This is a genomic window from Pseudomonas frederiksbergensis, assembly GCF_003732275.1.
Classification (GTDB): domain Bacteria; phylum Pseudomonadota; class Gammaproteobacteria; order Pseudomonadales; family Pseudomonadaceae; genus Aquipseudomonas; species Aquipseudomonas frederiksbergensis_H.
Map to the genome: position 1 here is coordinate 65,797 of NZ_MOBM01000039.1, position 14,907 is coordinate 80,703.

Sequence of the window (14,907 nt, forward strand, 5' to 3'; positions counted from 1 at the left end):
CGCTTAACCGAAGAAGCTCTGACCGTTTTTGGCCATTTCACGCAGCTTCGCGGTCGGGTGGTACAGCGCGCCCAAATCAGCGTACTGGTCAGCCAGGGCAACGAACTCTGCAACACCGATCGAGTCGATGTAGCGCAGCGCACCGCCACGGAATGGAGGGAAACCAATACCGTAGACCAGGCCCATGTCGGCTTCGGCGGCGGTTTCGACGATGCCGTCTTCCAGGCAACGCACGGTTTCCAGGCACAGCGGGATCATCATCCAGTTGATGATGTCTTCGTCCGTGACTTCGCGCTGTTCGAACACGATTGGCTTGAGCACTTCCAGTACCGAAGGATCGGCGACTTTCTTCTGCTTGCCGCGCTTGTCGGTCTCGTAGGCGTAGAAGCCTTTGCCATTCTTCTGGCCCAGGCGCTTGGCTTCGTAGAGCACGTCAACGGCCGAACGGCGATCGTCCTTCATACGATCCGGGAAGCCTTCAGCCATTACATCGCGACCGTGGTGACCGGTGTCGATGCCGACCACGTCCATCAGGTACGCCGGGCCCATTGGCCAGCCGAATTTTTCCATGACCTTGTCGATGCGGACGAAGTCCACGCCGGCGCTGACCAGTTTGGCGAAACCGCCGAAGTACGGGAACAGCACACGGTTGACCAGGAAGCCCGGGCAGTCGTTGACGACGATCGGGTTCTTGCCCATTTTCTTGGCGTAGGCAACGGTAGTGGCAACGGCCACTTCGCTGGACTTCTCGCCACGGATCACTTCAACCAGCGGCATCATATGCACCGGGTTGAAGAAGTGCATGCCGACGAAGTTTTCCGGACGCTTGAGGGCCTTGGCCAGCAAGGTGATGGAAATGGTCGAGGTGTTGGACGCGAGGATGGTGTCCTCTTTGACCTTGTCTTCAACTTCGGCCAGAACGGCTTGCTTGACCTTCGGGTTCTCGACAACGGCTTCGACGACCAGGTCGACGTGGCCGAAATCACCGTAGGACAAGGTCGGACGAATGCCATTGAGCACTTCGGCCATTTTCGCCGGAGTCATGCGACCTTTATCAACGCGGCCCACCAACAGCTTGGCGGCTTCAGTCAGACCTTGCTCGATGCCGTGCTCGTTGATGTCTTTCATCAGGATCGGCGTACCTTTGGAGGCCGACTGATAAGCGATACCGCCACCCATGATGCCGGCGCCCAATACGGCGGCCTGCTTCACATCCTTGGCGATTTCATCGTAGGCCTTGGCCTTTTTCTTCAGTTCCTGATCATTCAGGAACAGACCGATCAAGCTCTGCGCGGCAGAGGTCTTGGCCAGTTTGACGAAACCGGTGGCTTCAACTTCCAGAGCCTTGTCGCGACCGAAGTTCGCGGCTTTCTGGATAGTCTTGATCGCTTCAACCGGTGCCGGGTAGTTCGGGCCCGCTTGACCGGCCACGAAACCCTTGGCGGTTTCGAACGACATCATTTGTTCGATGGCGTTGAGCTTGAGCTTTTCGAGCTTCGGCTGACGCTTGGCCTTGTAATCAAATTCACCGGAGATGGCGCCTTTGACCAGGTTCAGAGCCGCTTCCTGCAATTTGTCTGGCGCGACCACGGCGTCGACGGCACCGACTTTCAACGCGTCTTCAGCGCGGTTTTCCTTACCGGCGGCAATCCACTCGATGGCGTTGTCGGCACCGATGATGCGCGGCAAACGCACAGTACCGCCGAAGCCTGGGTAGATGCCCAGTTTGACTTCTGGCAGACCGATTTTGGCGGTATTGGTCATGACGCGGAAATCTGCCGCCAGGCACATTTCCAGACCGCCACCCAATGCGATGCCATTGATAGCGGCGACAGTCGGGACATTGAGGTCTTCGAAATCGCTGAAAATCTTGTTGGCTTCGAGGTTACCAGCGACAAGCTCTGCATCCGGCAGCTTGAAGTTGTCGACGAATTCGGTGATGTCGGCGCCGACGATGAACACGTCCTTGCCACTGCTGACGATCACACCCTTGATCGAAGCATCTGCCTTGATGGTGTCTACAGCCTGACGCAGTTCGTTCAGGGTTAGACGGTTGAACTTGTTGACGGACTCACCCTTGAGGTCGAATTTCAATTCGACGATGCCACTTTCAAGAGCCTTAACCGTGATGGCTTTACCTTCGTAAATCATCAACTGATCTCCACGATATGGAAGCTGAACAGTACACGTCGGACGCAGGCGATTGGCTCGGCAGGGACGTTTATCGTCGATGCTAACGCCAACTCACCCGGCACACCCGCCAACGCGATAGTCGGGATTCTGTAGGAGCGATCTGTAATACAAACGCTCAATTCATACGCCCGTTTGATTTGGGTATGTCACCTTCACGGAATTTCCGGCAATTGTCAATCGCCCAAAATACTGGTTGAAACGCGACTTTCCGGTCACTTCCGTACCACGAAGCCCTACAACACGCTCATGCATGTGAGGCCATTCATAGAATCAATAGTTAGAAAAGTCGCCCTAATTACCGGCAGCCGGTGTTTAACAAGCTACGCTGGCGGGACCCTGAAGAAAAAATTTGAACGCTTTGACGAATGCCCAGCGTAAGATCAGCGCACAAAGAATTACCGGCCTGCCTGGCCAACCTCAGCCCGATGATGATGTCGGGCTTTTTATTGCCTGTCTGCCGGACGACGGCGCGCCAATGTGTAGGAGCTGCCGCAGGCTGCGATCTTTTGATGTGGCTCTTAAAAACAAAATCAAAAGATCGCAGCCTGCGGCAGCTCCTACGGGGGATTGGATTTCAGGCCAGCGCTTTCAGCAGCGCATCAATGTCCCGCAAAACATTCGATTCGCCCTTCTCGCCCCAATACAGGGCAATCATTTGCTTGTCTGCTTCAACCTTGTAGACGTTGGCAGGCAATTTTTCGAAATGATTCAGCAGCATTCCATCCTCACAGACCTCCTGCCACTGATTGACCCACACGCCCGGCGCCTTCTGCCAATAACTCCAGCATGCCGGTCGCGTGCCACGGCGCGGCCGATGGTACTGGGCGCAAGGACTCGGCGGCTCCTCGTTCAGCCAGTGCGGCCATTCCTGGGGCGCCAGCTGCATGGCCAGGCCAATGCGCCGCGCCTCCATGCGCAGGGCCATGCGCCCGCTCTGGGCACGCGACGGTCGCAACCAGGCCAGTGGGCTCAAGACCACCAGCAGGATTGACACCACTATCCAGACCGTCATATCTGTACTCCCGATTCTTGATGAGCCCATTGAGTCACTTTGAAACCAATGCGCTTGAAACCAGCCATACTTACCAATATTGCAATTCTCAGGAGGAGCACCTCATGCCCTACCACCACATTCTGGTCGCTGTAGATCTAACCGAAGAGTGCGATCCTGTAATCCACCGAGCTCGCGAACTCTCGGTGAGCAATGGCGCGAAGCTGTCCCTGGTGCATATCGTCGAACCGATGGCCATGGCCTTTGGCGGCGACGTACCGATGGACCTTTCCCAGTTGCAGCAGCAACAGTTCGATCAGGCCAAAGAGCGCCTTGAGCGATTGATCCTGAAGTATCCGGAGCTCTCCAAGGAATACAGCCACTTGACCTACGGCCAGCCGCGTCAGGAGATTCACCACCTTGCCAAGGAGCAAACGTGCGACCTGATCGTGGTGGGCAGTCATGGCCGACACGGTCTGGCACTGTTGCTCGGCTCCACCGCCAATGACGTACTCCACGGCGCGCCTTGCGATGTGCTGGCGGTGCGCCTGATCAAAAGCTGACAACACAATACTAAAATGTGGGAGCGAGCCTGCTCGCGAAGGCGGTGTAACAGTCGACAGATCTGTTGGATGTTAAACCGTCTTCGCGAGCAGGCTCGCTCCCACAGGGGATCTAACACAGCCAATAGATCGCATTTCATACGAAAAGCCCGGCGTTCATCACTGAACGCCGGGCTTTTTTATCGCCGGATCAATCAGGCATCCAGCTCGGCCCAGCGCTCGACCATCACGTCGAGTTCAGCCTGCAACTGCTCCAGCTGAGCGATCACCGCAGCCGTCTCGGCAGCAGGACGCTGATAGAAGCCGGCATCCGCCATCTGCGCTTCAACCACCGCGATCTGCTGCTCCATGGCCTCGATCTGACTCGGCAACATTTCCAGCTCACGCTGCAACTTGTAGCTGAGCTTCTTCTTTGCCACCGGCGCCTCTACTACCGCAGCGACTGGCACTGGCTCAGCAGTGACGACAGCCGAGTTCAGGTCGGCCTTGCCGGATTTGCTCTCGGTCACGCCCAACAGGCGCGGCGAGCCGCCCTGACGCAGCCAGTCCTGATAACCACCGACGTATTCGCGAACCTTGCCTTCGCCTTCGAAGACCAGGGTGCTGGTGACCACGTTGTCGAGGAATGCCCGGTCGTGGCTGACCATCAGCACGGTGCCGTTGAAAGTCAGCAAGACCTCTTCCAGCAACTCGAGGGTTTCCACGTCCAGATCGTTGGTCGGTTCGTCGAGTACCAGCAGGTTCGCCGGCTTGCTGAACAGTTTGGCCAGCAACAGACGGGCACGCTCACCACCGGACAGCGCCTTGACCGGCGTGCGGGCACGCTGCGGGCTGAACAGGAAGTCGCCGAGGTAGCTCAGCACATGGCGGCTCTGACCATCGATATCGATAAAGTCGCGACCTTCGGCCACGTTGTCGATCACGGTCTTTTCCAGGTCCAGCTGATGGCGCAACTGGTCGAAGTAGGCCACGTCGATGCGCGTCCCCTCTTCCACTGTGCCGCTGGTCGGTTGCAGACCGCTGAGCATCAGTTTCAGCAGCGTGGTCTTGCCGGTACCGTTGGCGCCGAGCAGACCGATACGGTCGCCGCGCGTCAGGACCATCGAGAAATCCTTGATCAGGAACGGGCCACCCGGGTGAGCGAAGCTCACGTTCTCGAGGACCATCACCTGCTTGCCGGACTTGTCAGCAGTGTCCAGCTGAATGTTGGCCTTGCCGGTGCGCTCACGACGCTCGCTACGTTCGACGCGCAAGGCTTTCAGGGCGCGGACGCGGCCTTCGTTACGGGTGCGGCGAGCCTTGATGCCCTGGCGGATCCAGACTTCTTCCTGGGCCAGTTTCTTGTCGAACAACGCGTTGGCGGTTTCTTCAGCAGCCAGAGTCGCCTCTTTATGCACGAGGAAACTGGCGTAGTCGCCGTTCCAGTCGATCAGGCCGCCACGATCCAGTTCGAGGATGCGGGTCGCGAGGTTCTGCAGGAATGAACGGTCGTGCGTGATGAACAGCACGGCGCCCTGGAAATCCTTCAGCGCTTCTTCGAGCCAGGCAATGGCACCGATGTCCAGATGGTTGGTCGGTTCGTCGAGCAGCAGCAGATCCGGTTCGGAAACCAGGGCCTGAGCCAGCAGGACGCGGCGACGCCAGCCGCCGGACAATTCGGCGAGGGTCTTGTCGGCCGGCAGTTGCAAACGGCTCAAGGTGCTGTCGACCAGTTGCTGCAAACGCCAGCCGTCGCGGGCTTCGAGGTCGTGCTGGACATGCATCAGTTTGTCCAGGTCGGCGTCGGTGACGATGTTCTGGCTCAGGTGGTGATACTGCGCGAGCAGCTCGCCGACACCGTCCAGGCCTTCGGCAACCACGTCGAACACGGTCCGCTCGTCGGCTACCGGCAATTCTTGCGGCAATTCGCCAATCTTTAGGCCAGGTGCGCGCCAAACAGAGCCCTCATCAGGCTTCTGGTCGCCCTTGACGAGCTTCATCATGCTGGACTTGCCAGTGCCATTGCGGCCGATGATGCACACCCGCTCACCACGGGCGATCTGCCAGGACACCTTGTCCAACAACGGCATAGCGCCGAAAGCAAGGGACACATCGCTGAATTTGAGCAGGGTCATGAGCTTCTCCAAAAACCGGGCGCGCATTCTACCTGACTTGAGGCTTCAGAAGGCCGGCAATTTCAATGTCGAAGCACTCTGCACAACAATTGTTGCGAACTTGTGCCGACAGCTCGGCAAAGCTTTCGCCCGCTGCTGGCAAAAGGCTAAGCTACAGATAATTCAGTGCCGCTCTCGCCGGCACTTGTCATGATTTCTCTGCCCGGACGTCTCATGCGCAGTCGCCTTTTCAATCTTTTTTCGTGTTTGCTTCTTACAGCCGCTGCCGCTCAAACCGCCCAGGCGGTGGACCTGTCCACTCAACGCCAGTATTACGATGAAGCCAAGCGTGCCTTGGCCAAAGGCGATTCCGGCCCTTATTTCCGTTACAGCCAGGCCCTGCGCGATTATCCGCTGGAGCCCTATCTGGCCTATGACGAATTGACCGCGCGTCTGAAAACCGCGAGCAACGCCGAAATCGAGAAATTCCTCGCCGAACATGGCGACCTGCCGCAAGCCAACTGGATGAAGTTGCGCTGGCTGCGCTGGCTGACCGAACGCGGCGATTGGGCAACCTTCGTCAAATATTATGACCCCAAACTCAATTTCACCGAACTGGACTGCCTGAACGCGCAGTATCAGATCAGCCATAACCGCAAGGCTGAAGGCTACGCCAACGCCGATAAACTCTGGCTGACCGGCAAAACCCAACCCGACGCTTGCGATGGTGTGTTCGGCATGTGGGCCGCCGATGGCCAACTGACTGAACAGAAACGCTGGGAACGCACCAAGCTCGCCGCCCAGGCACGCAACTATCCGCTGGCCAACAGCCTGATCAATAGCCTGACGACACTCGCCCCGCGCGGTCGCCTGCTAGTGGATGTGGCACAGAATCCCGAGCTGCTCAATCAGCCATCGCGCTTCATCCCGGCCGATGAACCGATGTCCGACATTGTCAGCCTCGGCCTGCGCCGCCTGGCCCGTCAGGATCCGGACAAGGCCATGGCCCTGCTCGACGGTTACGCCAGCAGCATGCACTTCTCCCGCGACGAAAAAGTCGCGATTGCCCGGGAAATCGGGCTGACCCTCGCTCGTCGTTTCGACAGCCGCGCGCTCGATGTAATGACCAAATACGACCCGGAGCTGCGGGACAACACCGTTTCCGAATGGCGTTTGCGCCTGCTGTTGCGCCTGGCCCGTTGGGACGATGCCTATCAGTTGACCCGCCGCCTGCCCCAGGACCTGGCCACCACCAACCGCTGGCGTTACTGGCAGGCTCGCAGCCTGGAGCTGGCGCAGCCACAGAATCCGGAAGCACAGACGCTTTACAAGGGCCTGGCTCGCGAGCGCGACTTCTACGGTTTCCTGGCGGCTGATCGCTCGCAATCCCCCTATTCGCTGAACAACAAACCGCTGGTGCTCAGTCAGGCGCTGATCAACAAGGTGCGCAATACCCCGGGCGTGCGACGGGCCCTGGAATTCCATGCCCGCGGGCAGATCGTCGATGGTCGGCGCGAGTGGTACCACGTCAGCCGGCACTTCAGCCGTGACGAAATGGTCGCCCAGGCGAAACTGGCTTACGACCTGAAATGGTATTTTCCGGCGATCCGTACCATCAGTCAGGCGCAGTATTGGGACGACCTGGACATCCGCTTCCCGATGGCCCACCGCGAAACCCTGGTGCGCGAAGCCAAGGTCCGTGGCCTGCACTCGAGTTGGGTGTTCGCCATCACCCGCCAGGAAAGCGCCTTCATGGACGACGCCCGCTCTGGTGTCGGCGCCAGTGGCTTGATGCAACTGATGCCTGGCACCGCCAAGGAAACCGCGCGCAAGTTCAGCATTCCCCTCGCTTCGCCGCAGCAAGTGTTCGATCCGGACAAGAACATTCAGCTCGGTGCCGCTTACCTGAGCCAGGTCCACAGCCAGTTCAACGGCAACCGTGTCCTAGCCTCCGCCGCTTACAACGCCGGCCCCGGCCGCGTACGTCAATGGCTGCGTGGCGCCGATCACCTGAGCTTCGATGTGTGGGTGGAAAGCATCCCGTTCGACGAAACCCGGCAGTACGTGCAAAACGTGCTGTCGTACTCGGTGATCTACGGCCAGAAGCTCAACTCACCACAACCGTTGGTGGATTGGCATGAACGGTATTTCGACGATCAATGATCTGTAGGCGCTGCCGCAGGCTGCGATCTTTTCCGCAACTGTAAAAAATGCCCGCCTCTTTCGAGGCGGGCATTTTTGTTTGCAGCACAAGGCAAGATCAAAAGATCGCAGCCTGCGGCAGCGCCTACACAGATCTTGACCGTGCCGCGGTCTGCTTGCCAAGTCCGGTCAAGCGATACCGTTGAGCCGGACTATTGGGCGACTCGGGGTTTGTCATTTCAATCAAATCGGCGGCTAACGCCGGTTTGAGATAGTTAGCCCGAAACGTTGCCTTGTGAGCCAATCCGACCTCTGTCATCAACTCACTGACCTTCAGCGGACCGCTTCCATCGAGAGCCCAAAGCAATTTCGCTACTTGGTCGGTTACTTGGTCGGTTACTTGGTCGGTTACTGGCTCGCTCCTGGCGGCCTCCAGAAGGGCAAGGCTCAGCGCTCGCAGCATGAACTCGACAAAAGGAGTTGATTCGGCCAATTGGTCGGCAGCCGATAATGCGGCGTAATAATCGTCCTGCTGCTCTCGAATTACCGCTTCGACCGGCAGATAAGCCAGCACCGGTCGCCATTGACTGAGTATCAAGGTCTGCCAAAGGCGACCCATACGCCCATTACCGTCGGCGAAAGGATGGATGAACTCAAACTCGTAGTGGAAAACACAGCTAGTGATCAACGGATGCCAGTCCGAAGCTGCGAGCCATGCCAGCAAATCATCCATCAAATGCCCAACGCGACTCGGTGGCGGCGCCATATGAACCAATTTCTCGCCACGGTAGATGCCCACCCCGGCTCGACGAAGCTGCCCACAGTCGTCAATCAATCCCCGCATCAGCAACTCATGCGCCTGGAGCAGGTCGGACCGGCTGCTCGGCTGCCACTGCGGCATGGATTCATAGGCTGTAAAAGCGTTACGTACTTCCTGGATTTCTCGTGGCAGGCCAAGCACTCGCTGCCCTGCCAGAACGGCAGTCACCTGTTCAATGCTCAGGGTGTTGTTCTCGATCGCCAAAGAAGCCTGAATCGTACGAATTCGATTACTACGGCGCAGTTGAGGCGTCTGCCGACGATCATCCATCGCCGAAAGCTGACCAATTTGTTCACTGATCTCAGCGATCAACGCCAATATTCTTGTGGTCAGGGTCAACGGTGGTTGATAACGGCTCATATCCTCATCCAGGCTCGCAACAGAGGCCGACATAATGCCCGAACGCGGCCGCATTTATTTAAACCTCGTGGCCATTTTCGATCTTTGATGGAATCGAAAAGATCGTCCCGAACCGGCAGTGCCTACACTCGCAGATCGGTTTCGGCTTTGCCGTCATTGAACTGCAACGCCGCCAACCGTGCATACAGCGCATTACTGGCAATCAACTCCTGATGCGTCCCCACCGCCACCAGTTTCCCTTGGTCCATCACCGCGATCCTGTCGGCGTTTTTCACTGTGGCCAGTCGGTGGGCGATGACCAGTGTGGTGCGATTTTTCATCAGGCTGGGCAGGGCTTGCTGGATCAGGTGCTCACTTTGGGCGTCGAGGGCGCTGGTGGCTTCGTCCAGCAGCAGGATCGGCGCGTCCACCAGCAGCGCCCGGGCGATGGCCAGGCGCTGGCGTTGCCCGCCGGATAAACCGAGACCAGCGTCGCCCAGGTGTGTCTGGTAGCCGTTGGGCATTTGCTCGATGAAGTCGTGGGCATAGGCGATTCTCGCGGCTTCCTGGACCTGAGCCAAAGTCGCCGTCGGGTGGCCGTAGCGAATGTTCTCTTCGATGCTGCCGAAGAACAGCGCCGGGGTTTGCGAGACGAGGGCAAAACAGCGACGCAGGTCCAGAGGATCGAGCTGGGTCAGCGGCACACCGTCCAGCAGGATGCGTCCTTCGATGGGGTCGTAAAAGCGCAACAGCAGGTCATACACCGTCGACTTGCCGGCACCGGACGGCCCGACCAATGCAAGGGTTTCGCCAGCATTGATAGTCAGATCAAGACCATCGACAGCATAACTTTGCGGACGCGACGGGTAGGAAAAACGCACATCTTGCAGCACCAGATCGCCCTTCACCCGCTCAGGCAACGTCACCAGGCCCCGGGTCGGTGGCTGGATGATGTTTTCCGAACGCAATAACTCGGCAATCCGCTCCGCTGCCCCTGCCGCACGCTGCAGTTCGCCGATCACTTCACTCAACGTGCCGAAGGCACCGCCGACGATCAGGCTGTAAAAGACGAACGCTGCCAGCTCACCCGCGGAAATCCGCCCGGCGATGACATCCATGCCACCGACCCAGAGCATTACCCCGACCGCACCCAACACCAGCAGGATCACCAGGGTAATCAACCAGGCGCGCTGGAAGATGCGCTTGCGGGCAGTGTTGAAAGCCTCTTCCACGGTCGTGGCAAAACGTTGCTCGTCCTGGACCTGATGGTTGTAGGCCTGCACGGTTTTGATCTGGCTCAGGGTTTCGGAGACATAGCTGCCGATTTCGGCAATCCGGTCCTGGCTCAGACGCGACAGGGTGCGCACCCGGCGACCAAAAATCAGGATCGGCGCGACCACCAGCGGCAACGCGACCACCACGATGCTGGTGAGTTTGGGGTTGGTGATGAACAGCAAGACAATCCCGCCGATCACCATCAGCCCATTACGCAGGAACAGCGACAGCGAAGAGCCGATTACCGATTGCAGCAGCGTGGTGTCGGCAGTCAGCCGCGACTGGATCTCGGAGCTGCGGTTGTCTTCATAGAACCCCGGATGCAGGTAGACCAGATGGTTGAACACCCGACGGCGGATGTCGGCGACAACGCGCTCGCCGATCCACGACACCAGGTAAAACCGTGCAAAGGTGCCAATCGCCAGCCCCATCACCAGCAGCATGAACACGCCGATGGATCGGTTGAGCAAATGCGGCGACTGGGTCATGAAACCCTGATCCACCAGCAGGCGAATCCCCTGCCCCATGGACAAAGTGATGCCGGCAGTGACGATCAACGCCAGCAAGGCACCCAAAGCCGGCCAGCGATAAGGCGCGAGGAAACGGCTGGCCAGACGAATGGCGCGGCGGTGACGGGAAGAGAGCATGAAGATCATCCGATGGCGCAACCAATGGTTTTAACTCGACCAAGCCTACACCGGTCAATGGAGTTAAACGCTGTAAATCATAATGAGTCGGGTTAATTATGACCGCCAAGACTAGTGGCTAGAGATTATTGGTCTAAAGTCCGGGTGGAAACGTCAGGGTATTTCTGATGGACTGAAGATGCCGACCTGAAAGATCGCAGGGAGTTGTCACAGCCCGGTCACTTGGCGGTTTTACAGTAAGCACACAACCTGATGAGGAGACAGGCCATGTCCTTGCAAAACAGCAGCGATGACAAGATTCCAGTGATCCGCACGCAGCCAGACCAGTCTCTGGGTTGCTCGATTATTGATAAGGATGGGCACGAAGTACCGATCACTGAAAACATGATCCAGGACGCTTGCCGCGAACTGGAAAAGCGATTGGTCAAGCCTGCCGAACAAGAGTGATATAGCCACCGTCTTCTTGACCCGGCTCTGATGGCCGGGTTTTTTATGGGTGCTTTTCCGGAAATGGTGGTGCGCCCATCGCGAGCAGGCTCGCTCCCACATTTAAACTCAGTCGTATAGAAAACCTATATTCACTGAAGATCTATTGTGGGAGCGAGCCTGCTCGCGATGGGGCCACCTCGATTTTCAGACAGTCGTAGCACCCAACGCCGCCACGATCCGCTGCAACGCCGGCGAATCCTCCTCGATCCGCACCTTCAACCCATCGATCTCACGCCGCAGAGGGTAATGCTTGCGCAGTGCATCGAATGCCGCACGCTGCTCGCTCACGTTGCCTACAAGGCTGCGACGGAAATTCGCGTCGTCACGGCGTGGGTCGTACACGCCCCGGCACAACATCGCCAGTGCCCAGGCCGGATCGCTGTCGGCGTTCAACGTCACTGCCGACAACCATGGCGCCGGCAGCAAGTCGTTCAGGTTGATCTGTTCCGGCTGCTCAAGGAACTCGCAAAGCGCCTGATAGATCTGCGCCGTCCCGCGCTGCCTGCCGTCAAGGCTGTAACCGGCAATGTGCGGCGTCGCCAGCACACACAACTCGGCCAGTGCCACATCGACCTCGGGCTCGCCCTCCCAGACATCCAGCACCGCTTGCAGGTCTTCACGTTGCAATAGCACTTGGCGCAGGGCGGCGTTGTCGATCACCGGGCCGCGACTGGCGTTGATCAGCCAGGTGCCGGGCTTGAGTTGGTTCAACCGGTTCTTATCGAACAGATGCCAGGTCGCCTGAGGGCCTTGCTTGTCCAGCGGGGTGTGCAGACTGATGACGTCGCATTGCTCGATGATCTGCTCGAGACTGACGTATTCGCCCCCCTCAGCGGCTTGCCGTGGGGGATCGCAGACCAGCACGTTCCAGCCCAGACCTTGCAGAACCTTGACCAGCCGCCCGCCCACTTCACCGGCGCCGACCACACCGTAGGTGCGTTGAGTCAGGTCGGCACCTTCGATTTCGGCCAGGGTCAGCAGGCTGCCCAGCACGTAATCGACCACCCCCCGGGCATTGCAGCCTGGCGCGCTGGACCAGGTGATACCGGCCTGTTGAAAGTAATCCAGATCCAGGTGATCGGTGCCGATGGTGCAGGTGCCGACGAAGCGCACCTTGCTGCCTTCAAGCAATTCGCGGTTGACGTTGGTCACCGAGCGCACCAACAGCACATCGGCCTGCTCGACAGTGGCGCGGTCGATGGCACGTCCAGGCACCCGGCGGATTTCACCGAAACCTGCGAAGAAGGCATCGAGCAGCGGGATATTTTCGTCGGCAACAATCAGCATGGCAGGCTCCTTTGGCGGATCGGCAGTGTAGGCGGAGATGACCGTGATGGGCCAGCAGGCATTGTTCACCTCAGGTGCAAAAGCACCACCTGTCCCTGTGGCGAGGGACTTGCTCCCGTCCGGCTGCGAAGCAGTCGTAAAGACTGATGCCGCGGTATGTCTGAAAAAAGGGGGGGCTGATTTTGGGGCTGCTGCGCAACCCAGCGGGAGCAAGCTCCCTCGCCACAGAGGGTGGGAACATCTGCAAAACCGATTACAAATCCCTAACACAGGACTTTTCCTGACCACTGCGTCAAGGCGTAGAATGCGCCGCCTTGCGCATCAAAATCCTTTGGACGTTTCGCCTTGAATTCCGTGACTGACCGCCCCACCGCTATTTCCCTCAACCGCCCGGCCCGGGTTCGCCTGGAGCTGAAAAACCTGCTCGGCCTGGCGTTGCCGATCATGATCGCGCAACTGGCGACCACCGCCATGGGCTTCGTCGATGCGGTGATGGCCGGTCGTGTCGGGCCTCGAGATCTGGCGGCCGTCGCGCTGGGCAACTCGATCTGGGTACCGGTTTTTCTGCTGATGACCGGCACACTGCTGGCCACCACCCCGAAAGTCGCCCAGCGTTTCGGCGCCGGCACTCACAGCGAGATTGGCCCGATCGTGCGTCAGGCGTTGTGGCTGGCGCTGGTGGTGGGGTTGATGGCGACCGGCATGCTGTTCAGCGCCGAACCGATCCTGCACATCATGAAGGTCGACCCCGAGCTGATCGGCCCGTGCATGCAGTATCTGCACGGCATCGCCAGCGGCCTGCCTGCCGTCGCGTTCTATCACGTGCTGCGCTGCTTCAGTGATGGCCTGGGTCGCACCCGGCCGGCCATGGTCCTTGGCCTGTGTGGGTTGGCGCTGAACATTCCGCTCAATTACATTTTCATCTACGGCCACTTTGGTGTGCCGGCCATGGGTGGCGTCGGCTGCGGCTGGGCCACGGCGATTGTGATGTGGGTGATGGCGCTGGGCATGGCCGGCTGGGAGCGCTGGGCGCCGGCCTATCAGGCGAGCCAGTTGTTCAGCCGTTTCGACTGGCCACAGTGGTCAGTGATCAAGCGTTTGCTGGGCATCGGCCTGCCGATCGGTATCGCGGTGTTCGCCGAGTCGAGCATCTTCGCCGTGATCGCCCTGCTGATCGGCAGCCTCGGCGCCACCGTGGTCGCCGGGCACCAGATCGCGCTGAACTTCAGCTCGCTGGTGTTCATGATCCCCTACTCCCTCGGCATGGCCGTGACCGTGCGGGTCGGCCAGGCGCTCGGCCGTGAGGAACCACGCGAAGCACGTTTCGCCGCCGGTGTCGGCATGGGCACCGCCCTGGCATATGCGTGCCTGTCGGCGAGCATGATGCTGTTGCTGCGTGAACCCATCGCTGCGATTTACACCGCCGACCCGACGGTGATTCGAGTGGCGGCAATGCTGATCGTGTATTCGGCGCTGTTCCAGTTTTCCGATGCGATCCAGGTGACGGCGGCTGGCGCACTGCGTGGCTATCAGGACACGCGGGTGACGATGATCCTGACGCTGTTCGCTTATTGGGGGATTGGTTTGCCGGTGGGTTACGCCCTGGGCCTGACCGACTGGCTCGGTGCGCCGAGCGGCCCGAGCGGGCTGTGGCAGGGCTTGATCGTCGGCTTGAGTTGCGCGGCGCTGATGCTGTCGATCCGCCTGACGCGCAGTGCACGCAAGCGGATCCGCATCAGTCGTTCGGCGGGTTAAGCGAGTTTCTTGCGAATCCAGTAGAGGTAGGTGCCTGCCTCTTCGTGCTGCGCGACCAGTTCGTGGTCGAGAAACACGCAAAACTTGGGGATGTCGCGACGGGTCGACGGGTCGGTGGCGATCACCTTCAGCAGGCCGCCAGGCACCAGGTCACGGATGTGCTGGTGCAGCATCATCACCGGTTCCGGGCAATTGAGGCCGGTGGCGTCGAGGGTGCCGTCTACCGGCGTATCGATCATTTCACTCATGATTTACTCCTGAAACTTGCCGGCATTGTCGCGCATTGCCGGGCTTAACGTCATCTGTGTCATAC

General features: G+C 59.1%; 11 protein-coding genes. 4 read left to right on the forward strand and 7 right to left on the reverse strand.

Annotation, left to right across the window (positions count from 1 at the left end; translation table 11 throughout):
• Nucleotides 1-3 precede the first annotated feature (3 nt).
• Nucleotides 4-2,151 carry a fatty acid oxidation complex subunit alpha FadB gene (fadB, locus tag BK662_RS26250; protein ID WP_123359992.1) on the reverse strand — a complete coding sequence of 716 codons (2,148 nt, stop codon included), beginning with the start codon at nt 2,149-2,151 and terminating at the stop codon, nt 4-6.
• 616 nt (nt 2,152-2,767) lie between these two features.
• On the reverse strand, nt 2,768-3,205 hold the full coding sequence (locus tag BK662_RS26265) for a hypothetical protein (protein ID WP_123359994.1): 438 nt from the start codon (nt 3,203-3,205) through the stop codon (nt 2,768-2,770).
• A gap of 104 nt (nt 3,206-3,309) precedes the next feature.
• On the opposite strand from BK662_RS26265, the gene BK662_RS26270 reads away from it, so the two are divergent.
• Nucleotides 3,310-3,747: a universal stress protein gene (locus tag BK662_RS26270; protein WP_123359995.1), complete on the forward strand. Its 438-nt coding sequence runs from the start codon at nt 3,310-3,312 to the stop codon at nt 3,745-3,747.
• A gap of 194 nt (nt 3,748-3,941) precedes the next feature.
• On the opposite strand, the gene BK662_RS26280 is transcribed toward BK662_RS26270, so the two are convergent.
• Nucleotides 3,942-5,861: an ATP-binding cassette domain-containing protein gene (locus BK662_RS26280; RefSeq protein WP_123359997.1), complete on the reverse strand. Its 1,920-nt coding sequence runs from the start codon at nt 5,859-5,861 to the stop codon at nt 3,942-3,944.
• A 213-nt stretch (nt 5,862-6,074) separates the two neighbouring features.
• Between BK662_RS26280 and BK662_RS26290 the strand changes: the two genes are divergently transcribed.
• Nucleotides 6,075-8,003: a transglycosylase SLT domain-containing protein gene (locus BK662_RS26290; protein ID WP_123359998.1), complete on the forward strand. Its 1,929-nt coding sequence runs from the start codon at nt 6,075-6,077 to the stop codon at nt 8,001-8,003.
• Nucleotides 8,004-8,127: 124 nt separating this feature from the next.
• On the opposite strand, the gene BK662_RS26295 is transcribed toward BK662_RS26290, so the two are convergent.
• Both BK662_RS26295 and BK662_RS26300 read right to left on the reverse strand, forming a co-directional pair.
• Complete coding sequence (locus tag BK662_RS26295; RefSeq protein ID WP_123360717.1) at nt 8,128-9,162, reverse strand: Fic family protein; 1,035 nt, start codon at nt 9,160-9,162, stop codon at nt 8,128-8,130.
• A gap of 122 nt (nt 9,163-9,284) precedes the next feature.
• Nucleotides 9,285-11,063, reverse strand: a complete 1,779-nt coding sequence (locus BK662_RS26300) for an ABC transporter transmembrane domain-containing protein (protein ID WP_123360718.1) — start codon at nt 11,061-11,063, stop codon at nt 9,285-9,287.
• Between the two features lie 267 nt (nt 11,064-11,330).
• Here BK662_RS26300 and BK662_RS26305 point away from each other — a divergent pair, with 267 nt between their 5' ends.
• Nucleotides 11,331-11,510 (forward strand): PA1571 family protein, encoded by a 180-nt coding sequence (locus BK662_RS26305; protein ID WP_007907798.1) that lies wholly within the window; start codon nt 11,331-11,333, stop codon nt 11,508-11,510.
• A 186-nt stretch (nt 11,511-11,696) separates the two neighbouring features.
• On the opposite strand, the gene pdxB is transcribed toward BK662_RS26305, so the two are convergent.
• Nucleotides 11,697-12,839: a 4-phosphoerythronate dehydrogenase PdxB gene (gene pdxB, locus BK662_RS26310; RefSeq protein ID WP_123359999.1), complete on the reverse strand. Its 1,143-nt coding sequence runs from the start codon at nt 12,837-12,839 to the stop codon at nt 11,697-11,699.
• Nucleotides 12,840-13,184: 345 nt separating this feature from the next.
• Between pdxB and BK662_RS26315 the strand changes: the two genes are divergently transcribed.
• Nucleotides 13,185-14,594: an MATE family efflux transporter gene (locus BK662_RS26315; RefSeq protein ID WP_123360000.1), complete on the forward strand. Its 1,410-nt coding sequence runs from the start codon at nt 13,185-13,187 to the stop codon at nt 14,592-14,594.
• On the opposite strand, the gene tusA is transcribed toward BK662_RS26315, so the two are convergent.
• A complete protein-coding gene (gene tusA / locus BK662_RS26320; RefSeq protein ID WP_007907805.1) occupies nt 14,591-14,842 on the reverse strand; it encodes a sulfurtransferase TusA in 252 nt (83 codons plus the stop codon). The genes BK662_RS26315 and tusA overlap by 4 nt on opposite strands.
• Nucleotides 14,843-14,907 lie beyond the last annotated feature (65 nt).

Coding starts and splice junctions, on each gene's coding strand:
- BK662_RS26270 (WP_123359995.1), top strand. CDS start 3,310: ATGCCCTACCACCACATTCTGGTCGCTGTAGATCTAACCGAAGAGTGC.
- BK662_RS26305 (WP_007907798.1), top strand. CDS start 11,331: ATGTCCTTGCAAAACAGCAGCGATGACAAGATTCCAGTGATCCGCACG.
- BK662_RS26295 (WP_123360717.1), bottom strand. CDS start 9,162: ATGAGCCGTTATCAACCACCGTTGACCCTGACCACAAGAATATTGGCG.
- pdxB (WP_123359999.1), bottom strand. CDS start 12,839: ATGCTGATTGTTGCCGACGAAAATATCCCGCTGCTCGATGCCTTCTTC.
- BK662_RS26300 (WP_123360718.1), bottom strand. CDS start 11,063: ATGCTCTCTTCCCGTCACCGCCGCGCCATTCGTCTGGCCAGCCGTTTC.
- BK662_RS26280 (WP_123359997.1), bottom strand. CDS start 5,861: ATGACCCTGCTCAAATTCAGCGATGTGTCCCTTGCTTTCGGCGCTATG.
- fadB (WP_123359992.1), bottom strand. CDS start 2,151: ATGATTTACGAAGGTAAAGCCATCACGGTTAAGGCTCTTGAAAGTGGC.
- tusA (WP_007907805.1), bottom strand. CDS start 14,842: ATGAGTGAAATGATCGATACGCCGGTAGACGGCACCCTCGACGCCACC.
- BK662_RS26290 (WP_123359998.1), top strand. CDS start 6,075: ATGCGCAGTCGCCTTTTCAATCTTTTTTCGTGTTTGCTTCTTACAGCC.
- BK662_RS26265 (WP_123359994.1), bottom strand. CDS start 3,205: ATGACGGTCTGGATAGTGGTGTCAATCCTGCTGGTGGTCTTGAGCCCA.